This is a genomic window from Halomonas organivorans (genome assembly GCF_014192055.1).
Taxonomy (GTDB): Bacteria; Pseudomonadota; Gammaproteobacteria; order Pseudomonadales; family Halomonadaceae; genus Halomonas; species Halomonas organivorans.
Genome location: NZ_JACHXM010000040.1, coordinates 1 through 24,607 on the forward strand (window position 1 = coordinate 1; position 24,607 = coordinate 24,607).

Sequence of the window (24,607 nt, forward strand, 5' to 3'; positions counted from 1 at the left end):
AGCTTCAAGCTTATGACTTCAAGCTCCGGGCGAAGCCCGGCGGGGTTTTCTTCCAGCTTCAAGCTTATGACTTCAAGCTCCGGGCGAAGCCCGGCGGGGTTTTCTTCCAGCTTCAAGCTTATGACTTCAAGCTCCGGGCGAAGCCCGGCTCTTCCAGCTTCAGGCTTGGTTTTCCCCGAGCACTTCCGGGATGGTCATCTTGACGTAGCGGCCGGGGGCCGGCTCCAGGATGTCCAGCTCGCCGTCGCCGGGCTGGCGCGCCGGCACCATCTTCTCGGCATCGGCGTAGCCGTTGTCGGTCATCCAGGCCTGCCAATGGGGCCACCAGGAACCCTCGTGGGCCTCGGCGCCCTCCAGCCACTCCTCCGGTGTCGGCGGCAGCTCGTCGTTGGTCCAGAAGCCGTACTTGTTCTTGTGGGGCGGATTGACGATGCCGGCGATATGGCCGGACCCGCCCAGCACGAACTGTACCGGCCCCTTGGGCAACAGCGCACCGTGGTAAGTGCTGTTCCACTTGGCGATGTGGTCGTCGCGAGTGGAGATGAAGTAGCTCGGCACCGAGATCTTGCGCAGGTCGATCTTCACCTCGTCCAGCTCGATGCCGCCGGGCTCGACCAGGCGGTTCTCGACATACAGATGGCGTAGATACCAGCCGTGGGTCGCCGCCGGCAGGTTGGTGCCGTCGGTGTTCCAGTACAGCAGGTCGAAGGGCGCGGGCACGTCGCCCTTGAGGTAGTTGTTGATGTAGAAGGACCAGAAGAGGTCGTTCTCGCGCAGCAGATTGAAGGAGTAGGCCATGACCCGGCCGTCCAGGTAGCCGTCCTGCTCGAGCTTGGCCTCGATGCCCTTGAGAACCGGTTCACCGAGGAAAACGCCGATCTCGCCGGGATCGCGGAAGTCCCACAGGCTGGTCATGTAGGTCGCCGACTTGATCTTGCGCCCGCGCCGGGTGCTGGTCAGGTAGGCCACCGTGGAGCCGGCCAGGGTACCGCCGACGCAATAGCTCAGCAGGTTGACCGACTTTTCGCCGGTGGCCTGCTCGATGGCCTCCATGGCGCTGATCGGCCCAAGCTGCATGTAGTCGGCCCAGGTCAGGTCACGCTGTTCGGGGCCGGGGTTGCGCCAGGAAATCAGGAACACGGTGTGCCCCTGGTCCACCAGCCACTTCACCAGCGAGTTGTCCTGGCGCAGGTCGAGAATATAGTACTTGTTGATCCAGGGCGGCACGATCAGCAGCGGCGTCTTGAACGCCTGCTCGGTGCTCGGCGCGTACTGGATCAGCTGGATCAGTTCATTCTCGTAGACCACAGAGCCCGGCGTCACGGCGATGTTCTCCCCCACCGCGAAGGCGCTGCGGTCGGTCATGGTGACGTTGAGCCCCGCGGCGGAATTGGCCAGGTCATGGCGCAGCCGAGCCAGCCCCTCGACCAGATTCTCGCCGCGAGTCTCGAGGGTGCGTCGCATGACTTCGGGGTTGGTGGTGATGAAATTGGTCGGCGCCATGGCATTGACCAACTGCCGCGCATAGAAGGCCAGGTTGCGCTTCTGGTCGTCCGACATGCCCTGCAATCGATCGATCAGATCGTCGACGAGCCGCGAGAACAGCAGGTACTGCTGCATGATCGCCAGGTAGTAGGGATCCTGGGTCCAGGCGTCATCCTGGAAGCGACGATCACCCTTGGCCGGCTTGACCAGCGGCTCCACCGTCTCGCCAGCCATGGCTCGCATGCCGTTCTGCCACAGCTGGAACTGATCCTGCATCAGCCGCGACTGGGTCTCCCACAGCAGGGACGGATCCTGCATCAGCGATTCGGCACCGGCCTGAAAGGCCTCGCGCATGTGCGCCTGGACGGACTCCGCGGCATCGTCCGGTAACATCCGCGGCAACAGGTCCTCCATCAGGGCCCGATATTCCTCGCCGATCGCCTGGATCTGCTCGTTCCAGGCCTCGAAATCGGCCTGTGATGGTGCTTCTACCCCTGGCTGCATTGACCCCTCCTGTCGCGCTGCCATACACGGACGGCCACCATCTCTCGCTCCGCGAGGCGACGGCGGCCGTCACGTCATCATGCCACTCAGCTGCTGCGCTTGCGCGCCGCCTGGCTGGTCGACTTGGCCGGCGCCGGTTTGCTCTCGCTCGCGGTCCCGGCGGATGCATCCGCGGCCGAACCGGCTGCCTTGGCCGTCGCGGCCGGCTTGCTTTCACTCGCCGACTGGCCGACCTGCTCGGCTAGCGCCTGGCCGGACTCGGCGTAGAGCTTCTCCAGTTCGCTCTTGAACTGCAGGCTCATCTCGCCGAGCGTTCGGGCATCTTCCAGCATCTGCTGGGACAGTTCGTTGAGCATTTCGGCCTGACGGGTACCGAAATCACGCAGGCTCTCGGCGTCGGTGATCTCGGTGGCATCGCGCAGGCGTTCCGTGCCCATCTGGCTATAGCGCTTGAGGGATTCCATCTGGTACTCGCTGACGCGCTCCATGTTCTGGAGCATCAGTGAGTTGAGCCGGCGCATGGGCTCGAAAAGCTGGCGGGTCTGCTCGTTGAAGGCGTCGAACGTCTTGTCCTGCATGGTGATTCCTCCCGTAGGAACGCTGACGAAAGCCGTGCTGCACTGCACAAAGACTAGTCTCGCACGTCGGGGGTTGCAAGAGCATGACAGGCGTCAAGTCAACGGAAATGGCCCGCAGCTCAGGACTCCCGCTTGCCGCGCGAGCGAGCGCTGGCCGAGGAGGCCTTGGCACTCGCCCCCTCGTCACCGTTCGCGGCACCGGACGCATTGCCCTCGCCGCCGCGAGCCCCGGAGGCGGCCCGGCTCAGCATGTCGAGCATCATCTGCTGATAATTGCCGAAGCTGGCCAGCCCCTGGGAGAGGCCCTGCTGCATCATGGGCTGCTGAAGGAAGGGCTGCATCAGGCTCATGGGGTCGTAACCTTCGACGCCGGATTCCATCTGCTTCTGAATGCGTCCCAGCAGCTCCTGCTGGAAGGCTTCCACATCGGGTAGCCCCAGGGCGCGACGAAACTCGTCCGGGGTCAGGTCGAACTCGACGTTGATCTTCATGATGACCGCCTTGTCGAAGATGAATGAGCTGGTGGTGCTCAGTGTAGCAGTCTCGGCCCTCAGGACAGCCGCGGCGTACTCACGCTGACGTCGGCGTTCTGGCCACGATGGCGCAGCAGATGATCCATCAGGGTCAGCGCCATCATGGCCTCGGCGATGGGCGTGGCGCGGATGCCCACGCAAGGATCATGACGCCCCTTGGTCACCACCTCTACCGGGTTGCCGTCCAGATCGATGGACCGACCGGGCGTGGTGATGCTGGAGGTCGGCTTGAGCGCCAGGTGGGCGACGATCGCCTGACCGCTGGAGATACCGCCCAACACACCGCCGGCGTGGTTGGAGAGAAAGCCCTCCGGGGTCATCTCGTCGCGGTGCTCGCTGCCCCGGCTTGCCACCGAGGCAAAGCCGTCGCCGATCTCCACGCCCTTGACCGCATTGATGCTCATCAGCCCGTGCGCCAGCTCGGCGTCCAGGCGGTCGAACACCGGCTCGCCGAGGCCCGGCGGCACGCCCTCGGCCACCACCGAGACCTTGGCGCCCACCGAGTCCTGGTCGCGGCGCAGTTGGTCCATGTAGGCCTCGAGCTCGGGCACCCGGTCAGGGTCGGGGCAGAAGAAGGGGTTGTCGTCCACCGATTCCCACTGCTTGAAGTCGATGGCGATGGGGCCGAGCTGGCTCATGTAGCCGCGCACGGTAATCCCCCGGCTGGCCAGGTACTTCTTGGCGATGGCACCGGCCGCCACCCGCATGGCGGTCTCGCGGGCGCTGGAACGGCCGCCGCCGCGATAGTCGCGGATGCCGTACTTGTGCTGGTAGGTGTAGTCGGCATGGGCGGGCCGGAAGCGGTCCTTGATCTTCGAGTAGTCCTTGGAGCGCTGATCGGTGTTCTCGATCAACAGGCCGATGGCGGTGCCGGTGGTCACGCCCTCGAAGACGCCGGACAGGATTCGCACCCTGTCCGCTTCCTGGCGCTGGGTGGTATGACGCGACGAGCCGGGACGACGCCGGTCCAGGTCGCGCTGCAGGTCTTCCTCGGTCAGCGCCAGCCCCGGCGGGCAGCCGTCGACGATAGCGCCGAGCGCCGGGCCGTGGCTCTCGCCGAAGGTAGTGACGGTAAACAACTTGCCGAAGGTGTTGCCGGACATGGGCGTTCCTCTTGACTGCTCAGCTGAAGGACGCCGCATGGGCGTCGAGTTCCGCGGCGGTGAGGGCGAAGACGCCCTGGCCGCCGCGCTCGAATTCCAGCCACAGGAAGGGCACCTCCGGGAAGGCGGCCTCCAGATGGCGATCGGAGTTGCCGACCTCGACGATCAGCACGCCATGGTCGGTCAGATGGTGACGAGCCTCGCGCAGGATGCGCCGCACGATGTCCAGGCCATCGGCGCCGGCGCCCAGGGCCAGGCCCGGCTCGTGGCGAAACTCGGCGGGCATGGTGGCCAGGTCGCGGGCATCCACGTAAGGCGGATTGGCGACGATCAGGTCATAGCGATGTCCGACGAGGCCGTCGAAGACGTCCGACTCGACGGCCCGGACCCGCTCGCCGACGTCGTGGCGGGTGATGTTCTGGCGCGCCACCGACAGGGCCTCGGGGCTGATATCGGCCAGGTCGACCTCGCAGGTCGGCAGGTGCAGGGCCGTGGCGATGCCGATGCAGCCCGATCCGGTGCACAGATCGAGCACCCGCGCCGGCGGCTCTTGCGGGAACCAGGCGCCGAAGCCGTGCTCGATCAGCTCGGCGATCGGCGAGCGCGGGATCAGCACCCGCTCGTCGACGTCGAACGGCACGCCGGCGAAGAAGGCCTCGCCAAGCAGGTAGGGCAACGGGCGACGGCTGGTGATCCGTTCACGTACCAGGCCGACGATACGCGCACGCTCCATCGGCAGCAGGCGGGCATCCAGCACCCCGGGATCGACGTCCCAGGGCAGATGCAGGGCACCGAGCGTCAGCGCCACGGCCTCGTCCCAGGCGGACGCGGTGCCGTGACCATAGTGGAGGCCGGCCAACTGGAATTCGCTGGCGGTCCAGCGCAGGCAGTCCCTGAGCGTGACCAGCCCCTCGACGAGGGTCTCATCGGCGAGCGTCAGGGTCGAAGCGGACGGGGAAGCGGAAGGTTCGGCCACGAGACATCCTGTGGTTGACGGTTGGGAAGCGGCAAAGCCTTCGATTGTACCCTTGGCGGCGGTTCACAGCCACGCCAGGGCCGGTATACTGGCCCCTCCGCGATGCCGCCGAGAGACCCATGAGCCGACGACGCCACCGCCCCGACAGCGACGAGATCAGTGCCTTCCGACAGGCCCTGAGCGAGGCCGGCGTGCGTCCGCTGCGCAGCAACCGCGCCGACCCGGGACGGCCTCGACCCGCCGACGAGACGGCCAGGGCGCGGCGAGCCGCCGCCACCGCGGCCGGCGAGGATACCGCCACCGGCCGCACCTCCGACGGCCGCGTGGAGGCGGTGCGTCCCTCGGAGTACCTGGATTTCGCCCTGCCCGACCTGCCCTACCGCGACCGCCAGCAGCTCAAGCGTGGCCGGATCGCCTGGGAGGCGGGGCTCGACCTGCACGGCTACACCCTGGAGGAGGCCCGCGCAGAGCTGGAGGCCTTCCTGGCCGACGCCGCCGCCAATCGGACGCGCTGCGTGCTGGTGGTCCACGGCAAGGCCTGGGGGGCCCAGGCCGACTATCCGGTGATCAAGAGCCACGTCAACGCCTGGCTGCGCGAATGGCCCAACGTGCTGGCCTTCTGTTCGGCCATCGAAGCAGACGGCGGAACCGGGGCGGTCTACGTGATGCTGAGGCGGCAGCGCGACGGCCTCTGACGGCCGCTACTCTTCTTCCTCTCCGGCCTTCGCGCCCGAGGCATGGCTCACCAGCGGCCGCGGCCCCACCACTTCCGGGCCGGACACTCGACTCTGCCCCTGTTCACGGCGGTCCAGCGCCTCCCGCGCCAGGTGTCGCCCGAGGGCGATCAGCGCCTCGGCGCGATGGAACTCGTAGGCACCGCAGACCGTCTTGGGCACCTCGATGAGCACGTCCGGCGGGTAGCCCGCCAGCTTGTACTTGGCCAGCGCCGCCTGGGTGATATCGAAGGAGGCCAGGATCATGTCCAGCCGCCCCCAGGCGCGACGCCCGCGGTCGGCCTTGTCACCGTCGTCATCCTCGCTCTCGGCGCCGTTGCCGAACAGCCGACGAGTGGCCCCGCGCACGCCTTCCATCCAGCCACCGAAATCCACGCTGCCCTTGTCACGGGCGACTTCACGGGCCTGCTCCTCGGCGACCTCGTCCGGCGGCAGCAGGTCTTCCAGCGACACCGGCTCGGGGCTCTGGGCGGTGACGTTGACCGCCATCACGAAATCGGCCCGGGTCGAGACCGTCGGCATGATCGGCAGCGGGTTGAGCAGCCCGCCATCCACCAATACCTGATGGCCGCGATGGATCGGCGTGATCACCCCGGGCACGGCGATCGAGGCGCGTATCGCCTCGAGCAGCGGTCCCTGCTGGAACCACACTTCGCGCTGCCGGGTCAGGTCGGTGGCCACGGTAGTGACCGGAATCGGCAGATCCTCGAGGCGGATGTCGCCCACCAGCTCATCGAGCTTGCCCATCACCTTGCTGGCACGCATGGCCCCCATGGGGCTCCAGGTCACATCGACCAGGCGCAGCACGTCGAAGTAATCGAGCCGGCACACCCATTCCTTGTAGCGGTCCAACTGACCTGCCGCGTGCACGCCTGCCACCAGGGCGCCCATCGAACAACCCGACATGGCCACGATCTCATAGCCACGCGCCTCGAGCTCCTCGATCACGCCGATATGGGCATAGCCCCGGGCCCCGCCGCTGCCCAGGGTCAAGGAGACACGACGGCCCCGATCGCTGTCTTGCTGCGCGCTCATCGTCGTCCTCCCTTCACGTCCGTCCAGCCACGATCGCCTCAGCCACTGCCGACACCCGGGTCGGCTCCAGGTGCAGGTGATGCCCCCCGGGTAGCACGCGCCGTTGCAGCTGCGCTACCGCGGCGCGTGCCTTGCGGGCGGCCGGGCGAGCGGCGAAGATGCCCTCCTCGCCCTCCACGCACAGCACCGGACAGCGGATCGCCGACAGCATCGCTTCCGCCTGCTCGGGCGTGTAGCGCACCGGCGAGGGCCGCAACAGGCGCGGATCCGTACGCAGCGCCAGGTGCCCCTCCCGATCCTCGATCAGGTTGCGCAACACCAGGGGGCGTGCGGTGTCGGCATCGATGGGCGTGACGCCACCGGCCACCCTGGCCGCCACGGCACTCTCGCTATCAGGATAGCGTGGTGCCGACGACGTCGGCCGCCGATGGGCCCTGAGCCCCTTGCGCAGCTGTTGGGGAGCATGCTCGGCCTCGGTGGTGAGCACGCCCAGCCCGTCGATCAGGGTCAGCGCCTCGACCCGCTCCGGAAAGGCGGCGGCCAGCAGGCAGCTCACGCCGGCCCCCATCGAATGGGCGAGCAACGGTGCCTGCTCGAGGCCCAGCTCGTCCAGGGCATCGAGCGCATCGTGGCAATAGTCCCAGATCGCGTAGTCGTCGTTGCCCGGCCGGTGCCGGGAGTGGCCATGGCCGGCAAAGTCCAGCGCCACGAGGCGAATCCCCAGGCGCTCGACCAGCAGTGGCGCCAGCCGCGAGAAGCTGGCGGCATTGTCGAGCCAGCCGTGCAGGGCCAGCCAGGTCGGCGCCGACGCCTCCCCCCAGGCCAGGGCCGCGAGACGCCCCTCGGCCAGATGCAATGGCGTTCCTCCGCTCATGCCGACGCCTCCAGCAGCTCGTCGAGCATCGTCGTCAAGGCGTTGCGCGTCGCTTCGGGATACTCCATGGGAAACATGTGGCCGCCCGGCACCTGGCCCACGCGCACCCCTCGGCGGCGCAGGCGCCGGCAGCGCCGCGGCGTCAGCAGATCGGAATCGCGACCGGCCAGCACCCCGACCGGCACCTGCAGCAGATCGGGCAGTTGATCGAGATGATCGGGAAGATGGCGGAATATCGCCACCTCGATATCGGGGTCATAGAGCAGCACCACCCGTCCATCGTCCAGCTCTCGGGTGCCGCCATCTACATAGTCGTCCAGGGCCTGCTCGGTGAAACGACGAAAAAGGCGGCGCCGTCGCAGGTAGTCGCGCATCGCCTGGGCGCTCGGCCAGCTGTCCCGGCGCCCCAGGGTACGGCCCGCCGGGGTGAAACGATCGGCCAGTCCCAGGCGCTTGATCGCCTTCATGGCCAGCGCATCGAACCCCAGCATCAGTGGCGGGTCGAGCATGACCACGCCGCGAAAGCGCTCCGGCGACTGCTCGGCGGCCATGGCCATCAACACGCCGCCCATGGAATGGCCGACGCCGATCACCGGGGTATCGAAGTCGTCCAGACGTTCCAGCAGCTCGTCGCGTAGCGCCAGCCAGTTGTGGCCCACGGGAAAATCCGGGTGGTGACCAAGCCGGTCGAGGGGGTGAAGATCGAAGCGCTCGGCCAGCGGGGCAAGCAGGCTACGATAGCTGAGGCCCGGGAAGCCGTTGGCATGGGCAAAGACCAGGGGCGTGGCAGCGCGTGAAGCGGGTCGGGGCATGGCGTCATCCGATTGGGCAGGTGCCTGCGAGTGGTGGTAGCAGGCTAATGGGAATACCATACGGCGCCAAGACGTCTTTCTGCCACCCGCTCAACGGAGTCCCGCGTGTCCCCTTCCAAGCCGCCCCGCGATACCCGCCTGCGCAACCGCCTGTTCTTCGCCACCGTGATCGCCGCCATCGTCGTCGGCCTGTGGCTGGCCCGCTGAGAGGGCCCTTATAAACTACCGCGCTCGTGGCGCTTGTAAACGCCCTCTCCTCCCCGTGTCAGCTGTCGCGATAGCGGGCGTACATGTCGCGCGAGCGCTCCAGGTGCTGCTGCATCGCCGCCCGGGCCCCCGGGCCGTCGCGCTCGAGAATCGCCTCCAGGATACGCACGTGCTCCTCGTTGACTCGCTCGAGATAGCGCGCCGTGCCCCGCGGGTCGATGTCGGCGCTGAGCAGTTTGGCCCGCGGGATCATGCTGTCGCTCAAGGGCTCGTAGAGGCGGTCGAAGCAGACATTGTGGGTCGCCTTGATGATCGCGTGATGGAAGGCGAAGTCCTCGCGACGCGCCTGCGAATGTGCCGCCTGGGCGGCAACGAACTCGGCGTGCCGGGCCTCCAGGCGACGGCGATCCTCGGCGTCGTGACGCAGGGCGGCCAGCTCGGCCGCCTGGGGCTCCAGGGTAAGGCGCAGTTCCAGCACCTGGAGGATGTCCTCGACGGTGCGGGGACTGACGTGCACGGCCGGCCGCGCCTCGGCCGCCTCGTTGCGCAGCACCGTGGTGCCGACGCCGCGGCGGGTCTCGACCAGTCCCAGCGACTTGAGGTGGGTGATCGCCTCGCGCACCACCGTGCGGCTGACGCCGAAGGCCTCACACAGCTCGCTTTCGGTGGGCAACTTGCTGCCTACCGGCGCCTCACCGGAGGTGATGCGGCGCTCGAGCTGCTCCACGACCGCCTGGGACAGGCTACCCCCGCGATTGACGCGCTGAACCTCCCACGAACTCGATATCGCCATCTCAGAACCCTTTGCCATCCGTTCCACTTCGATACTGCCATGATACTAGTGGCAGATCGCCACACCGCCGATCATTAATCATACATCATACTAAAAGTCGTCACATGAGCCGTCCCGCCTCCAGGCCCTGATCCTCCCATGGCCGCTCAGCTCAATGCACCACGATAGCGTCGCAACGGGCGCATGGCGACTAAACCTGGCGCAGGGCATCCAGCTCATGATACAGCGTCTCGGGAATCGTGACGCCCCGCTCGCGACTGCGCCGGCGCGCCGCATGGCGCCGCTGTGAGGGCAGCCGTGCCCCCTGCCCCAGCACGCCGTCGAATAACGCTTCGGCATGTTGCAGATGCCGCTCCATCGCGTCGCCGAGCAAGGACCTCGGATCGATGGCCAGGATCAGCTCGCCGTGCCAGGGACGCCCCTTGCCGTCAGTGCCGGCCGGCTGCGTCTCATGCCCCAGCACGTCCCCGATCAAGGGCCCAGCCAGTAGTTCGATCATGATCGACAGCGCCGATCCCTTGTAGCCTCCAAACGTCAACATCGCCCCCTCCAGCGCCCGCTCCGGGTCACGCGTGGAATGCCCGTCCGGGTCGACCGCCCAGCCTTCGGGAATCGCCTTCCCGGCACGCCGATGCAGTTCTATCTCGCCGCGCGCCACGACGCTGGTCGCGAAATCGAAGGTAAAGGGCGCATCATCGGGACGCGGCCAGGAGAAGGCGATCGGGTTCGTCCCCAGCAAGGGGGCATGTCCCCCCGCCGGCGCCACGAAGGCGTGGCTCGGCGTCATCGCCAGCGCCACCAGCCCCGTCTCCGCCAGGGACTCCACCTCAGGCCACAGCGCCGAGAAATGAAAGGCATTGTTGAGCGCCAGCAGCGCCACGCCGTTGGTGCTCGCGGCATCGATCAGCGCCGGCCTCGCGCGCTCGAACGCCAGCAACGAACAGCCCTGGCGGGCATCGGCTCGCACGATGCCGGACGCCGCTCGAGAGATCTCGGGGGCCGCGTCGGGGCTGACGCCGCCCTTCTGCAGGGTCTCGATACAGCCGAGCAGCCGATACACGCCGTGGGAGTGGCATTCGTCGCGCTGCGCCGCCACCACGCTGCGCGTGATGGCGCCGGCATGCGCCTCATCGAACCCGTGTCGTGACAGCACCTCCAGGCTCAGCGTTTCCAGCTCCTCCAGTGTCAGCGTGACGGTATCGGACATCGCGCGCTCCTCCTTGCCATGAGACCGTTCCAGAGACTCCACCGCCCGGTCCAGGCGGCGAACATCGACGCTCAGTCGTCGGGGTGTCCAAGGGCCACGAACTTGCCGCCCTGATACACCACCGCCGGGTCGTCGGGATCGATATCGCCGGCAGCAGCCTCGACCTCGGCGCGCCAGGGCTCGGAGCTGTCGCGGGGCACCCAGCCAAGGAAAGCCGCCTGGCGGTTGTCCCACCAGCGCTCGGCATTGGCGGAGGCACCATAGATCACCGTGTAGGCCAGCTTCGGCGCAGCGAAGGCGCGCTCGAGCAGGGCCACGAAGTCCTCGACGCTCAACCAGGTCGCCAGCATGCGGGTGTCCGCCGGCTTGGGGAAACAGGAACCGATGCGCACACTCAGCGTCTCGACGCCGAACTTGTCGTGGTAGAGGCTGGCCAGGTCCTCACCGAAGCACTTCGAGACCCCGTAAAGGGAATCGGGACGGTGCGGCACTTGGCTGTCGATGCGGGTGCTGCGCGGGTAGAAACCGATGGTGTGGTTGGAGCTGGCAAACACGATGCGCGGCTTGCCCAGGTTGCGCGCCGCCTCATAGAGGTTGTAGGCGCCGATGATGTTCGACTGAAGGATGCCCTCCCAGGGCTTCTCCACCGACACGCCGCCCAGGTGAATCACCCCGTCGCAGTCCGCCACCAGGGCGTTGACCGCCGCGGCATCGGCCAGGTCGCAGGCCACGATCTCCTCGTGCTCGGCCGCCTCGCCCAGCTCGGCGACATCCGACAGCCGCACCCGATGGGCCAGTCGCGCGAGATGGGGACGAATGGCCTTGCCCACGCCACCGGCGGCGCCGGTCACCAGAATCCGATTCAGCATCAGGTCATCTCCTTCGATATCGAGTCGCTCCGGGCCGCGAGAAGCGCTGGAGCGAATGAAAAAAGCAGGTCAGAGCGCGAGCCTCGCCGTCAGGTGGCGCCGAAGCCATATAGCGCCGCCGGGTTGTCGACCAGGATCTTGCGTCGCGCGTCGGGGCTCGCCCATTCCAGCAGCACGTCAAGCTGCTCGGCATCGTCGGGATACTGCGCACGCGGCACTCCGACGTGGGGCCAGTTGCTGCCCCACAGGATGCGTTCCGGCGCGTGGGCGATGACGCGCCGGGCAATGGCGCCGACATCGGCGTAGTACGGCCCGCCCGTCAGACTGGCCTCGTAGCCGGCGCAGATCTTGAACCAGGCGTTGCCGCGATCGAGCAGCCGCAGGATCTCGTCGACCCGCGGATCGTCTGCCGCCACCGGGTCCATGAACTTGCCGATGTGGTCGATGATGTAGTCCCCCTCGAGACGGCGCAGCGCGTCCCGATGCTGGTCGAGGTGACGGCCGTTGAACTGCACCATCAGGTGCCAGCCCAGCGGCCGGATGAGCCGTTCGACCTCGGGCATTTGCTCGATCGTCACCGCGCCGCCCGGCAGCTGCATGATGCGCGCGCCGCGCACGCCCCGCGCGTGCCAGGTCTCGAGGTCGCGGGGCGAGGTGTCCGGCGTCACCGCGGCCACGCCGCGGGCGCTCTCGGTGCCGAGCGCGTCGAGGGCCTCGAGCAGCGCGGCGTTGTCGTGCTGGTAGGCGTTGGACTGAGTGACCACCACTCGTTCGAGCCCCAGGCGACGCTGCACGCGTCGGTAGTCCTCGACCGTGGCGAGCTCAGGGATCGCCGGCCCGCCGGGCTGGGCCCGATGCCCCGGCAGGTAGAGATGGATATGGCAGTCGGTCGCCCCCGGCGGCGCCTCGAGCCGCGGCGCCGGGCCCTCGAGCGGCCGGGTGTTGGCGGGAACCTCGGACATGGTCATGCCTCCTCCTTGAGGGCGTACTGCTGCAGGGCGTCGCGATCGACGACGATCCCCAGTCCCGGGCCGTCGGGGACGCGCATCACGCCGTCTCGATGCTCGAGAGGCGTCTCGACCACCGCCTGGCGGAAGGGGTTGGTGGTGCGGTCGAACTCCATGATCGGCTCCAGGGGCCGGCGCCGCGGAGGGTTGGGCGGCAGCGCCGCCATGCACTGCAGGCTGGCGGCGATGCACACCGCCGTGCCCCAGACGTGCGGCACCAGGCGCACGCCGAACATCGCCGCCATGTCGACGACCCGACGCATCTCGCTGAACCCCCCGACGCCGCAGACGTCGGGCTGGGCGATGTCCACGGCCCGGGTCGACAGCGGCTCGAGCATGGCGTAACGGCCGTGCCAGTTCTCGCCGCTGGCCACGGGAATCGGCTGCCCCCGGCGCACGGCGCGGTAGGCATCGAGCTGCTCGGGCAGCACCGGTTCCTCGAACCAGTCGATGCCGAAGCGCTCGGCGCGCTTGCCGACCTCGATCGCCTCGAGCACGTCGTAGCCGTGGTTGGCATCGATCATCAACCGCCGCTCGGGACCGATGGCCTCGCGCACGGCGGCGATGGCGCGCAGGTCCTCCTCGACGTCGAAGCCGATCTTGATCTTGACGCCGTGGAAGCCCTCCCGGGCGTAGCCGGCCACTTCCTCGGCGACATCCTGAACCCGATCGACGCCATCGCGACGGAACGAGCCGGTGGCGTAGGCGCGGACCTGCTCGCGGAAACGCCCTCCGAGCAGCTCGCTGACCGGCGCGCCGTAGCGCTTGCCCTTGATGTCCCACAGCGCGATATCGATGCCGCTCAGGGCGGTCATGGTCAGGCCGCGCTGCCCCTGGTCGCGCAGCCGGTTGTAAAGCTCGAGCCACAGCTTCTCGGTCTCGAGCGGATCGGCCCCGACCAAGGCACCGGCATAGAGCCCGACGATGGTGGCATTGGCCCTGGCCGGGCCCAGGCACTCGCCCCAGCCCACGGTGCCGTCATCGCAGACGATCTCGACCAGGCAGTGCTGGCGCCGTTCGAAGCGCATCGAGGCGCTCTCGAAGGCCTGGTCGAGCTTGTAGTCCAGAATGTGCGTGTGTACGCGTTCGATCTTCATCGTGTTTTCCTGTCTTCCCTTCGAATACCGGGAGCGTTACTGGAAGAAGGACGGCAGCAACAGCGACACCGTCGGCACATAGGTCACCAGCATGAGCACCGCAAACAGCGCCAGGTAGAAAGGCCAGATGGTGCGTACCGTCTGCTCGATCCGGATCTTGCCGATCACGCTGCCGACGAACAGGCAGGAACCGACCGGCGGCGTACACAGCCCGAGCCCCAGGTTGATCATCAGGATGATGCCGAACTGGATGGGGTCCATGCCGAACTGGGTGGCGACCGGCAGGAAGATCGGCGTGCAGATCAGGATCAGCGCCGCCATGTCCATGATCATCCCCAACCCGAGCAGCAGCAGGTTGAGCAGCAGCAGGATCACGTAGGGATTGTCGGAGATCGCCAGCAGCGCATGGCTGAGCAGCTCCGGCACGCTGTAGAGTGCCAACAGATAGGAAAAGGCCGAGGCGCAGCCCACCAGGATCATCACCAGCGAGGTGGTCCGCACCGACTGGTAGACGGCCTGCTTGAACGACTCCCAGCGCAGCTCGCGATACACCAGGCCGGTGACCACGATGGCGTAGATGGCCCCGAAGGCGCCGGATTCGGTCACCGTCAGGATGCCCGACAGCACGCCACCGACGATGATCACCGCCGTCAGCAGGCCGGGCATCGCCGCGGCGAAGCTGACGATCAGCGCCTGCCAGCCCGGGAACGTCTCGCCGGCATAGCCCCGCTTGACGGCCACCACATAGGCCGCGACCGCCAAGGCCAGGCACATCAGGATGCCGGGCACGATGCCCGCGATGAACAGCTGGGTCACCGAGATGCCGCCCCCGGCGGCCACGGCATAGAGGATCATGTTATGGCTGGGGGGAATCACTACCCCGGCGACCGACGAGGTCACGGTCACGTTGACCGCATAGTCGGCGTCGTAGCCCTTCTCCTTCATCACCGGCACCAGGATCGAGCCGAGCGCCGAGGTGTCGGCGACCGCCGACCCGGAGATGCCACCGAACAGCATCGATGAGGAGACGTTGACCAGCCCGAGACCGCCACGCACCCGGCCCACGGCGGCGGATGCCAGGCGCACCAGACGATGGGAGATGCCCCCGTGGAGCATCAGCTCGCCGGCGAAGATGAAGAAGGGAATCGCCAGCAACGAAAACACCGAGATGCCCGACAGAATGCGCTGGAAACCGACGAACAGCGGCAATCCCTCATAGAGGAAGGTGACGACGGACGCCAGCCCCACCGCGAAGGCCACCGGCGCACCGACGATCAGGCCCAGGAAGAAGACACCGAAAAGTATGGCAAGTCCCATGATGTTACCTCCCTGGCCGCGCAACGAGGCGCTGGACGATATTGACGAGCGCGAACAGCACCATCAGCCCGCCGCAGATGACCAGCGGCAGCGCGCGCCAGCTCTCGGAGAGCCCGATCATGGGGATGGGACGGCCGATGTTGTCCAGCACCATGATGCCGCCCTGCCAGGCCATGAAGGCCCCGAACAGGACCACGAAGAGATCGGCCACCTGGCGCATCAGCGCACGGGGAATGGCCGGCATCCCTTCGCGCACGAACTCGATGCTGAGGTGGCTCTTGTTGCGCACACCGGCGGCCGCGCCCAGGCAAGTGACATACACCACGATCAGCAGCGATGACTGTTCCACCCAGGTCGGCGTGTCGTTGAGCACATAGCGGCCGAACACCAGCCAGCCGAACGAGGCAATCAGGAAGACCAGCAGAATGCCGGAAACGATGATGCAGGCGTGCGCGATACCATCCAGCAGCTGATCGAGGGTAGATGGCGTTACGGTATCTGCGTCTGCGTCAGGAACTTGATCAGAGTAAGCGCTCACGAGATTTGGTCCTTTCTAGGGCTCCCGAACCGATGCCGGCACCGGGAGCCCTGGTAGCCATGACGGGATCATTGCTGCGCGGTCTGGACATCCTCGACCAGCGACTCGAGGTCGGGATGCGACGCAGCGAAGTCGTCATAGATGGGCTGCATCTTCTCCTGGAAGGCCGCCTTGTCTTCCACCTCATTGATCTCCACGCCGGCGTCCAGCACCCGCTGGCGGCTGGTCCGGGCACGCTCTTCCCAGAGTTGGCGCTGCTCTTCGGCCGCGTGCTGTGCCGCCTGCCGCACGATGCCCTGGTCCTCGGCGGACAGGTCATCCCAGCTCGACTTGGCCACGCACAGGCACTCCGGCAGGATCAGATGCTCGGTGAGGGAGTAATATTTCGCCACCTCGTAGTGCCCGCTGGACTCGTAGGAGGGGTAGTTGTTCTCGGCCCCGTCGATGACGCCGGTCTTGAGCGACTGATAGACCTCGCTGTAGGCCATCGGCGTGGCATTGCCGCCCAGCTCGTCGATCATCTGCACGTAGAGGTCGTTGTTCATGACGCGGACCTTCAGGCCCTCCACGTCCGCCGGCGTCTCGACCGGATGATCCGTGTTGTAGAGGCTGCGGGCGCCCGAGCCGAACCAGGACAGTGCCACCAGATTCTTCTCTTCCAGCGCATCGGCAAAGCGATCGCCGACCTCGCCGTCCATGACGCGATACATGTCCGCGGGGCTCTTGAAGATGAACGGCAACGACAGAATGTTGGTGGCCGGGACGATCGGGCCCATCGGCCCCATGTTGAAGTTGGCGAAATCCAGGGCACCGTTGCGCGTCTGCTCGATGGCATCCGGCTGATCGCCCAGCACGGCATTGTGATAGACCTTGGGCTCGATCCTGCCCTCGGTCTTCTCGGTCACCTCGTCGGCAAAGCTCTCCAGGGCCACGCTGTTCGGATAGGACGGCGGGTGGATATTCCAGCCTCGCCACTGGTCGGCCTGAGCCGGGATCGCGATGGCCGATACGACGCCGGCCAAGGCGGTCACTGTCAGGAGGCTGCTGGGCTTGGAGATCTTGTTGGTCAGCATGGCAATACTCCTTCCTTGCGGATTCATATGCATTTTTATGCTTCTAGAGAGGCGGCTGGCGGCCAGGACTGCCCTTTCCAACCGACACGTTACTTCGGCGTCAGGCCTATCGAACGGGGCCGCTTATGGCGTGGATGACCACCGCCATACCCGCTGAGGCGCGGCGCTGGAAGGCCTTAATATCATACATAATATGAATGACAAACTAGTCAGCCAGCGGTGGACTTACAAGGGCATGCCCGCAGATTTAGACCAAAGTGTGAACGCTTCGGATCGCTGCCGCGCAGGGAGTGAGGATCAAGGGGATTCTGCTGACAGGGATGACAAAAGCCCCCTGGCCGTGGACGCAGCCCAAAGCCAGGGGGCAATCAGCAAGGCTCGATAGCGGCGAAAGCGAATAGCCCTTCCCCCGCTATCGAACGTTTTTCCTTGAGAGCGTCCCACCGACCGCCAATACCGAAGGCGACAGTGGGCTCTTCTGGGGCCTAGATATCCACCTGTACCCCCTCCTCCACCTTGAGGATGGCGTCGCTACCATCTGTCGCGTTATACAGTTGATAGGTAACGTCACCGTCACTCGTGGTACCACCCTGTGACCATGAGCCACCGGTGAGATCGACGCTGTCCCCCGAATCCCCGAGGATACTCAGCTCATTGCCTTCATCGGTCATGTCCAGCACGTCCTGGGCGGTCAGGGCCACCGCGTGGTCCTGATCCTCGCCCATGAAGTCGAGCGTCTCGACGTTGCTGAGATCCTCGGGATTCGGATCTTCACCGAAGCGCATTTCCACCACATCGGCGCCGCCGAGTCCGTCCAGCGCCTCTCCGGTATACAGCAAAGTATCGTCGCCGGACGTCGGCTCCACGGCCTCGATATTGACCTCGAAGCTATCCGAGACATGCGCGGACTCATCGCTGCCGTCGGTGGTCCAGGCCTCGATATCCACGGAGCCTTGCATCGCTCCCTGCACCAGATACAGATCGTTGACCTGATCCGGCGCGATGCCGCTCAGGGTGTAGGTGTCACTGCCACTGTCATAGCTCACGCTGGCACCCGGCAGGCTCTCCAGCAGCGCATCGCCACCGTCGGTGAAGAAACCGGCATGCTCGCCGAGTCCCGACAGCGTTATCGTGGCGGTTTCAGAGCCGTCCATATCGGCCATGCCAGCACTGAGGTTGAGCGGAATCTTGTCGCCCTCCTCGCCGAAGCTCAGCTCGGGTGACAGCGTGATGCCATCGGCCACGGCCTGAACGTCGACATCGAAGTCGGTAGAGATCGACTCGCTCTCGCCGCCTTGGGTGGTCCTGGCCGTCAGGGTCAGGGCATCTTCGCCATCGAGGGTGCCGCTCCAGTTGCGCGGCGGCACCAGGCCCACGTAGGCCGGCATGCTGCCGTCGTCGTCGAGGATCGACCAGCTTCCTCCACCGACGTTGTCGGCCAGCGTCGCCGAACCGGCGTCGCTGCCGGTCTTGACCAGCCAGCCCTCCGGCACGCTCTCGAGCAGCAGGGCATCGAGGCTCTGCTGAGAATCGTCCGGCAGGGTAACGCCCAGATCCTCCAGCGCGACGGGGGTATCCTCGGTGCCGACGACGTCACTGGCCGTGACTTCCGGAATAGGCGGCGCAACATCGGAGGCACTCGATCCGCTGGAGGTCTGCGTATTGGCGGCACCATTCTCCTGGGTTGCCGCCTCGGCGGTGAGCGACACGCTTCCCCAGGTATTTGTCCCCGGGCGGTAGGTCACGTTGACGGAATCGCCTACGGCGACGCCATCGATCACGTAGCTGCCATCACCCTCCTGCGTGACTTCCTGGCCGTCGTACCACAGGCTGCCAGGCGCACCATCGCCGCCGCTCATGCCGGTCTCGTCCAGCGTGATCACCAGTTGGCCATCCACCAGGCTGACATCGGGAGAATCCGCCGGGCTGGAGACGTCGATGGTAAAGTCGACGTCCTCGCCATCGGCGGCATCGCCCCCCGAGACGCTGACGGTCGGCTCGTCGGTCACCGGCGCCACCGGCGGCGTCACGCTGATCGTCGAGGCATTTTCCTCACCGCTCGGCGACTGGGTAGTCAGGGTGGTATCGAAGGAGAACGGCCCGTCACTGTCGTTCCAGTTGGCCGGCGGTGTCACCGAAATGCCATCCAGCAGATCCTGCAGTCCCTGGTTGCTGCTGTCATCGGTGCTGGCGTACCACACTATCTCGCCGTCGATGGTGGTCTGTTGCATGCCACTGACCACCGCCCCCGGCGGCAGGTTGGAGATGGTCACCGCACTGCGGCCATCCGGCGTGTCCCCGATCTCGGCCGTGACCAGATCAGACAGCGCCATGCCGGTGTCCTCGGTCATGGTGGCATTGGCATCTTGCCAGTCGATGATCTCGCTGGGGTCCTCGCCGTCGCCGAAGTCGCCCTCGCCGGTCAGCGTCCAGCTGTCGCTGCCACTCTCCTCCACGCTGGTCGCCCCATCGTCCTGGGTCACCGCGGTGATGGTGATCTCATGATCCTCGATGGCATCCACCTGGGTGCCATCGCCCATGGTGAACTCGACTGTCTGGGTCAGGGTATCGATGCCATTGAAGGCGACATCGGGATCGATATCGATGCGCCACTGGCTGCCCGTGCCGCCGGCGACCTGGCCAACGAACTCGCCGCCCACAACGCTGACCCCGGCGGGGACATTGTCGATCAGCAGATACTTGAGGGATTCGCTGCCGTCAGTATCCGGCTGGGTGATCTCGACGGTCACCGCCACGCTGTCGTTGCCGTCGGCGGTGACATCCTTCGCGGGTTCATCAATGCTGGCATCGCTACCGCCGACATTGGCGATTCCGGTGATGGCCACCGCGGGCACATCGGTCACCGCGTCAATGATGACCTCGTGGGTCTCGTTCTTGACCACCGTGGTGTCGTCGACGTCGCCCTCATAGCCGGCATCGGGGATATCGGTGACCTCGTACTGCACCTCCAGGGTGCCGGCATTGCCGGAAAAGTGCTCGTTGCCCTGGGCGTAGATGTTGTTCCACGCACCGTCGGTCAGCTTGTAGTAGCCGCCCTCCTCGACCACGCCCGGCTCACCGTTCGCCGCGGCTTCGGCTAGCGTCGTGCTGCCATCGCTGCCGTAGTAGAGCTCGAACTGATTGCCCGTGACGCTGGCAACATCGATCCACACCGAACTCAGCGACTCGTTGGTATCGCCATTCTGCGGCTCGAGACTCAGGTTGAGCCGCCCCAACTGGTCCTCGGACAGATTGGACTGGATGCTGAATTCCGCCTCCGGCGACGGCGTGACCTGGAAAGACACCTGCTGCTCGGCGCTGTCCAGGGTATCGCCGTCATCTTCGGTCACGATGGGCGTGACCGAGAAGTCCACCTGGCCGCTGAAGTTCTCCGGCGTGGTGATGGTGACGGCACTCGGATCGGTGGCCACCCAGACCCGCTCGGCGCCCTCACCGCGAATCAATGTCGCACCCTCGACGCCGAACTGTGCATCGAGGCCTGTGATGCGATAGGTCAGCGTCTCGGAGCCATCGCCGCTGGTTTCGCCCGAGCTGGCAGTGATGATATCGCTCAGCGTAACGCTGGCACTGTCGGTGTCCAGGTCCTCTTCGACATAGACCGGCGTATCAATGGTCACATCCGGAATGTCGGCAACCCCATTCACCGGCACCTCGATCGACTTCTCGACCGGTGTATCCAGGGTGTCGGTCACACCACCGTACTCATCAACGGTGACTACGCCCGCGGTCAGCGTGAAGTCCTCGTTGCTGTCCTGTGGCGGCGTGACGGTCAACTCCACGCTACTGTCGAAGTCGTCGATCACATAGTTGCCATCTCCGTCGGGCGTGAGTTCCGTGCCATCGTAGGTCAACACTGCACCATCCGGCACGTCGCTGATGGTGACCCGGAAGGTCTCGTTGGGATCCGAGCTTTGTGGACGTATATCCAGCGCAATCGCCTCATCCTCGTTGCCCTCGGCGGGCGAGGTGACGCTCATGGAGGCCCTATCCGCCACCGGCGTATCGATAAGGATGCCGTCGAGGATCGCTTCGCCCGACGTGGCCGTGCTCTCGGTGCCACCATCCGGATCGGCATCCACCGTCTTGGCCTCGACGCGAATCTGGAATTCGCCCTTCTGGTTGCGCGGCGCCTTGAATTCGAGGGTATCCAGGAATTCGACCGGCACCTCGACGGGCACACCATTAAACGTCTTCACGACCCAATCGCCGTCACCGTTCTGGTAGCGGAAGCTGGAGCCGATGGCGTCACCGCCGTCCTCGCTTGCCACCAGCTCCGGCGTCAGCAGCGCAAAGGTCTGCTCCGAGCCATCGGCGTCCTGGTTAGCCCAACCGTCCGCCGGATTGAAGCCATCGGCGTTGAGCGCGAACCAGGTATCCTCGATACCGTCCACGGTCGAGCCATAGGTATGGTCGGGATTCATGGTCAGATCGGGTTGGCCGTCGCCGTCGCTGTCGCCGCCGACCTCTTCAGCGACCGGTGTCACCGCGATATCCGCCGTGACGTTGTGGGTCTGGGTATCCGAACCGGTCGAGGCGGTGTCCTCCACGGTGACCTGCAATGACAGGCTTTCATCGACACTGCTATGGGCCGGTGGCGTGACGGTGTAGCCGGTATAGCTGCCATCGGCCACATCACTCGGATCGATCGTGAAGCCATCGCTGCCGTTACCGGTATGCACGACAGTGCCATCGCCATCCTTGATCACCCAGCCGTCCGGTACGGTATCGATGCCGATGGCCGTGATCGTCTCGCTGCCATCGGTATCGCTGACCGCAAGATCCGCCAGGAAGGCGATATCGCTATCCTCCGGCCCCTCGGCGCTGATATCGGCCGGCTGGTCAGCGACCGGCGCGGTGTCGATATTCAGCGTGACCGAATCGTCCTTCACGGCGCCATCGGGATCGCCGGCATCGCTATCGCGATCCTGAGCATTGAGGGTGACGGTGATGCCATCGATGTCACCGCTGAAATCGGTCGGAGGGGTCAGCACCAGGGACGACGGAATCTCCGTCGATGTGCCGGCGCCGAAGCCGCCGAGATCGGCCGCCGGAATGACGATGGTGCCATCGGCCCCCGCGGTGATGGTGCTACCGTTCACCGTCACGGACGTGCCTTCCGGCACATTGCCGATCTCCAGCCAGCGCTCCTCGCTGCCGTCGAGATCCTCGAAGCTGGCGCCGAGCAGGTTGCCGAGGTCCAGCTCGCCGTCCTCGTCGACGGTCGCCGTATGGGGATCATCGGAGCCGTCGATGGTCAGATCGACGTCGTCGGTCACCGCCTGCACGCCGACATCCACTTGGGCGGTGCTTTCCGCACCATCCACGCCACTCAGCGGACTGCCGCTGTCGTCCACCTCGTAGCTGGTCACGCTGACGTCGATGGTGAAGTTCTCGTGGTCTTGGGCGATCGGATTGACCTGCAGCGCCTCGTACTCCGCCGTGGTCATGGTGAGATCACCAGCGGCGGTGGCGGTATGGTCGCCATCAGAGAGCACGATGGTGATATCACTGCCGTCGCTGGTGTACAGCACATTACCGCTGCCATCCAGCAGTTCGGTGCCACTCGGAATACCACTCAGGGTAATCTCGCCCAGCAGTTCGGGGTTGTCGCCGGCGGTTGCCCCGTTCTGATCCGTGGTATCGACGGAGCTCGGTGCCGTCAGATTCAGCGCGACCGCAGTATCTTCATCGGTCTGGACGTTGCCACCTTGCAGATCCGGTTCATCGGAAACCGGATTGACCGTCACGTTAACCGTAAAGGTCTTGGTTTCATTGTCGGTCGTCGTGGTATAGGTAAAGGAATCCTCACCGCTGTAGTGTTCGTTTGGCTCGTAGGTAATGGTGCCATCGTCGTTTACCTTGGCCTTACCGTATGTCGTTTCCACCCAACCATCTGCATCCGGTGTGCCACCGTCAATGCCGGTATTGGTGCCCGTCGCATCGGCATTGGTATTGAAGGTATTCTCGGTAGACCCGACGTCCGAATCCTCCTCCACCGTGATGGCTTTAGGCTCAACGCTGGGATCATCATCGACAACGGTGATGGTGAAGTCGGTTTCAACCGTATCATTGTCACCGTCGGTGACTGTCAGATGCTGCAAGTTGATATCGAGGGTCTCGGCCCCGCCGTCATGATCCAGCGGCCGATGCAGCGTGAACTCATAGCCAGGTGTTGCCGCGGTCGGATTGAGTATATCGACCGTGAAGACCTTGCCACTTTCACTACGATCAGTGCCGCGATAGCCCGTCAGGGTGTGGCCATCGTTACTAACGACATATTCCAGAGCTTGTCCATCCGACGCCAGGCCAGCAGCTTCAATAGCCGATACTGTCGAATCGACGCCCCCTTCACTGAACTGGACATCCCCTGCACCATCGGTACCAAAATCCACTGCAAAAGTATCGGATACGCTAGTCGCTGGCACATCAGGATCACTGCCCAGGGCCAGATTGGCTTCGTCTACCGAGGCGTCAGAAGGCGGTGTTGTGATGGCAGGACCATCGTCATGGAAAGTGAACTGGCCACCTACATCGACGGCATCGCTGTCGACGCTGTCCCCATCCCCATCGACGGCGGTTGCCACCAGTTGGAGGGCACCGTCGCTCAGGGTGATGACATCATCGTGGTCACTGCTATCCGGGTGCTCCAACGGACGAGTCTGCGTCAGCGTCACGGCACCGCTATCACCATCAAGCTCGATACGGAAGGCGATCTCGCCAGCGGGATCATTGCCCACACGACCGACCACGTCGTCGCCATCCATAAAGAGATGAACGGATTCGCCCGTGGCGGTATCCGTCACGCCGGATGCCACGCCATCGGTGACCTGCAGGCGATAGGTGGTGCTGTCTTCGCCATCGGCACCATGATCGATCGCGAATACGCCGTCGATAAAGTCGGCATCGGTGGCACTGACTTCCCCAGCGGAGAAGTCACTCTCATCGACTTCGACACTGCCCAACTGGCCACTGTCGACGCTGATCACCGGCTCATCATCGACGATATCGATGGTCACGGTATTAGTGACGGTATTGCCGTACTGATCGACCGCGGTGTACGCGAAGCTGTCGGTCGGCGGTGTACCGGAGTGGTCCGCATCACTGTTCAGGGTGTAATCGAAAGTGCCATCGGTATTGACCGTCCAGCTACCCAGTGACGTCGAGCCGCTCTGCTGCGACTCCACCGTCCAGCCCGACTGCAAGTCTAGGCTGCCACCGCTGATGATCTCGCTGTCGGCTAACGCATCGGTGCCATCCGCCAAACCTGCCTCATCTACGCTGCCCGCGGTGTCGGTCGGGGTACCGGTGACATCGGCAACGTCGATGGTCAGGGTCGCGGTGCTTTCGTCTCCGTCGCCATCACGAACCGTGTAGGTGAAGACATCCAGAACGTCGGCATTCGTACCGTCCGGATCGGCTACGTAGGTGTAACTACCGTCGGCGTTGAGCGTCAGCGTGCCGTATTCGCCCTCGATCACCAAGGTGCCGTCGGTCTCGGTGGCATCGTTGGCGGGGACGTTGACGCTAGCCACGCCGGTCACCGTGGCACCGTCGGCCCCTTCGGTATCGGCGACATCGCCCGGCGAGGCACCATCGCCGCCGATCACGTTGCCACTCGTATCGGCACCTTCGGTCACGGCGTTGGTATCGTTTTCGGCGGCCGGCGCATCATCGACGATCTTGATATTCAAGTAGCCGCTGTCGGTCGAGCCATCCTCGTCGGTGGCCGTCACGGTGACGCTGTCCAGCAGCTCATCGACATCCTCGCCCGGGGCGTTGGTCAGCTCGTAGGCATAGTCGAGGGTGATGGTGCCGTCGGCGGCCTGGCTGTAGCCGTTGAGGGT

At 65.4% G+C, this 24,607-nt stretch carries 18 protein-coding genes; 1 reads left to right on the top strand and 17 read right to left on the bottom strand.

The window, feature by feature from the left end:
- Positions 1-159: 159 nt before the first annotated feature.
- The 5 genes from phaC to prmB form a co-directional block, all read right to left on the bottom strand.
- On the bottom strand, positions 160-1,989 hold the full coding sequence (gene phaC, locus FHR96_RS20640) for a class I poly(R)-hydroxyalkanoic acid synthase (RefSeq protein ID WP_183389599.1): 1,830 nt from the start codon (positions 1,987-1,989) through the stop codon (positions 160-162).
- 86 nt (positions 1,990-2,075) lie between these two features.
- Positions 2,076-2,567, bottom strand: a complete 492-nt coding sequence (locus FHR96_RS20645; RefSeq protein ID WP_183389600.1) for a phasin family protein — start codon at positions 2,565-2,567, stop codon at positions 2,076-2,078.
- 119 nt (positions 2,568-2,686) lie between these two features.
- Complete coding sequence (locus FHR96_RS20650; protein ID WP_183389601.1) at positions 2,687-3,058, bottom strand: DUF6489 family protein; 372 nt, start codon at positions 3,056-3,058, stop codon at positions 2,687-2,689.
- Positions 3,059-3,117: 59 nt separating this feature from the next.
- Positions 3,118-4,203, bottom strand: a complete 1,086-nt coding sequence (gene aroC / locus FHR96_RS20655) for a chorismate synthase (protein WP_183389602.1) — start codon at positions 4,201-4,203, stop codon at positions 3,118-3,120.
- A 19-nt stretch (positions 4,204-4,222) separates the two neighbouring features.
- Positions 4,223-5,179 (bottom strand): 50S ribosomal protein L3 N(5)-glutamine methyltransferase, encoded by a 957-nt coding sequence (prmB, locus tag FHR96_RS20660; protein WP_183389603.1) that lies wholly within the window; start codon positions 5,177-5,179, stop codon positions 4,223-4,225.
- 119 nt (positions 5,180-5,298) lie between these two features.
- Here prmB and FHR96_RS20665 point away from each other — a divergent pair, with 119 nt between their 5' ends.
- A complete protein-coding gene (locus FHR96_RS20665) occupies positions 5,299-5,874 on the top strand; it encodes a Smr/MutS family protein (protein WP_183389604.1) in 576 nt (191 codons plus the stop codon).
- Positions 5,875-5,880: 6 nt separating this feature from the next.
- On the opposite strand, the gene FHR96_RS20670 is transcribed toward FHR96_RS20665, so the two are convergent.
- From FHR96_RS20670 to FHR96_RS20725, 12 genes are all read right to left on the bottom strand, one after another.
- A complete protein-coding gene (locus FHR96_RS20670; protein WP_183389605.1) occupies positions 5,881-6,948 on the bottom strand; it encodes a patatin-like phospholipase family protein in 1,068 nt (355 codons plus the stop codon).
- 13 nt (positions 6,949-6,961) lie between these two features.
- Complete coding sequence (locus tag FHR96_RS20675; RefSeq protein ID WP_183389606.1) at positions 6,962-7,822, bottom strand: alpha/beta fold hydrolase; 861 nt, start codon at positions 7,820-7,822, stop codon at positions 6,962-6,964.
- Positions 7,819-8,634, bottom strand: coding sequence for an alpha/beta fold hydrolase (locus tag FHR96_RS20680; RefSeq protein ID WP_183389607.1), 816 nt, complete (start codon positions 8,632-8,634; stop codon positions 7,819-7,821). The genes FHR96_RS20675 and FHR96_RS20680 overlap by 4 nt, the downstream gene beginning before the upstream one ends.
- A gap of 265 nt (positions 8,635-8,899) precedes the next feature.
- A complete protein-coding gene (locus FHR96_RS20685) occupies positions 8,900-9,652 on the bottom strand; it encodes a FadR/GntR family transcriptional regulator (RefSeq protein ID WP_246393067.1) in 753 nt (250 codons plus the stop codon).
- 172 nt (positions 9,653-9,824) lie between these two features.
- On the bottom strand, positions 9,825-10,841 hold the full coding sequence (locus FHR96_RS20690; protein ID WP_183389608.1) for an Ldh family oxidoreductase: 1,017 nt from the start codon (positions 10,839-10,841) through the stop codon (positions 9,825-9,827).
- A gap of 71 nt (positions 10,842-10,912) precedes the next feature.
- The gene (locus FHR96_RS20695; protein ID WP_183389609.1) at positions 10,913-11,710 is read right to left on the bottom strand and encodes an NAD-dependent epimerase/dehydratase family protein; all 798 of its coding nucleotides are present in this window, start codon (positions 11,708-11,710) and stop codon (positions 10,913-10,915) included.
- Positions 11,711-11,799: 89 nt separating this feature from the next.
- Positions 11,800-12,672, bottom strand: a complete 873-nt coding sequence (locus tag FHR96_RS20700) for an amidohydrolase family protein (RefSeq protein WP_183389610.1) — start codon at positions 12,670-12,672, stop codon at positions 11,800-11,802.
- Positions 12,673-12,674: 2 nt separating this feature from the next.
- The gene (locus FHR96_RS20705) at positions 12,675-13,814 is read right to left on the bottom strand and encodes a mandelate racemase/muconate lactonizing enzyme family protein (protein WP_183389611.1); all 1,140 of its coding nucleotides are present in this window, start codon (positions 13,812-13,814) and stop codon (positions 12,675-12,677) included.
- A gap of 36 nt (positions 13,815-13,850) precedes the next feature.
- Entirely contained in the window at positions 13,851-15,131 is a 1,281-nt protein-coding gene (locus FHR96_RS20710) for a TRAP transporter large permease (RefSeq protein WP_183389612.1), read from the bottom strand.
- A gap of 4 nt (positions 15,132-15,135) precedes the next feature.
- Positions 15,136-15,669, bottom strand: coding sequence for a TRAP transporter small permease subunit (locus FHR96_RS20715; protein ID WP_183389613.1), 534 nt, complete (start codon positions 15,667-15,669; stop codon positions 15,136-15,138).
- Positions 15,670-15,737: 68 nt separating this feature from the next.
- Positions 15,738-16,742, bottom strand: a complete 1,005-nt coding sequence (locus tag FHR96_RS20720) for a TRAP transporter substrate-binding protein (RefSeq protein ID WP_183389614.1) — start codon at positions 16,740-16,742, stop codon at positions 15,738-15,740.
- A gap of 485 nt (positions 16,743-17,227) precedes the next feature.
- Positions 17,228-24,496 (bottom strand): DUF5801 repeats-in-toxin domain-containing protein, encoded by a 7,269-nt coding sequence (locus FHR96_RS20725; protein ID WP_183389615.1) that lies wholly within the window; start codon positions 24,494-24,496, stop codon positions 17,228-17,230.
- Positions 24,497-24,607: the final 111 nt, after the last annotated feature.

Bases quoted from the DNA above. Each gene is read 5' to 3' on its own strand.
- phaC (WP_183389599.1), bottom strand. From the start codon at position 1,989: ATGCAGCCAGGGGTAGAAGCACCATCACAGGCCGATTTCGAGGCCTGG.
- FHR96_RS20645 (WP_183389600.1), bottom strand. From the start codon at position 2,567: ATGCAGGACAAGACGTTCGACGCCTTCAACGAGCAGACCCGCCAGCTT.
- FHR96_RS20650 (WP_183389601.1), bottom strand. From the start codon at position 3,058: ATGAAGATCAACGTCGAGTTCGACCTGACCCCGGACGAGTTTCGTCGC.
- aroC (WP_183389602.1), bottom strand. From the start codon at position 4,203: ATGTCCGGCAACACCTTCGGCAAGTTGTTTACCGTCACTACCTTCGGC.
- FHR96_RS20665 (WP_183389604.1), top strand. From the start codon at position 5,299: ATGAGCCGACGACGCCACCGCCCCGACAGCGACGAGATCAGTGCCTTC.
- FHR96_RS20670 (WP_183389605.1), bottom strand. From the start codon at position 6,948: ATGAGCGCGCAGCAAGACAGCGATCGGGGCCGTCGTGTCTCCTTGACC.
- FHR96_RS20675 (WP_183389606.1), bottom strand. From the start codon at position 7,822: ATGAGCGGAGGAACGCCATTGCATCTGGCCGAGGGGCGTCTCGCGGCC.
- FHR96_RS20680 (WP_183389607.1), bottom strand. From the start codon at position 8,634: ATGCCCCGACCCGCTTCACGCGCTGCCACGCCCCTGGTCTTTGCCCAT.
- FHR96_RS20685 (WP_246393067.1), bottom strand. From the start codon at position 9,652: ATGGCAAAGGGTTCTGAGATGGCGATATCGAGTTCGTGGGAGGTTCAG.
- FHR96_RS20690 (WP_183389608.1), bottom strand. From the start codon at position 10,841: ATGTCCGATACCGTCACGCTGACACTGGAGGAGCTGGAAACGCTGAGC.
- FHR96_RS20695 (WP_183389609.1), bottom strand. From the start codon at position 11,710: ATGCTGAATCGGATTCTGGTGACCGGCGCCGCCGGTGGCGTGGGCAAG.
- FHR96_RS20700 (WP_183389610.1), bottom strand. From the start codon at position 12,672: ATGTCCGAGGTTCCCGCCAACACCCGGCCGCTCGAGGGCCCGGCGCCG.
- FHR96_RS20705 (WP_183389611.1), bottom strand. From the start codon at position 13,814: ATGAAGATCGAACGCGTACACACGCACATTCTGGACTACAAGCTCGAC.
- FHR96_RS20710 (WP_183389612.1), bottom strand. From the start codon at position 15,131: ATGGGACTTGCCATACTTTTCGGTGTCTTCTTCCTGGGCCTGATCGTC.
- FHR96_RS20720 (WP_183389614.1), bottom strand. From the start codon at position 16,742: ATGCTGACCAACAAGATCTCCAAGCCCAGCAGCCTCCTGACAGTGACC.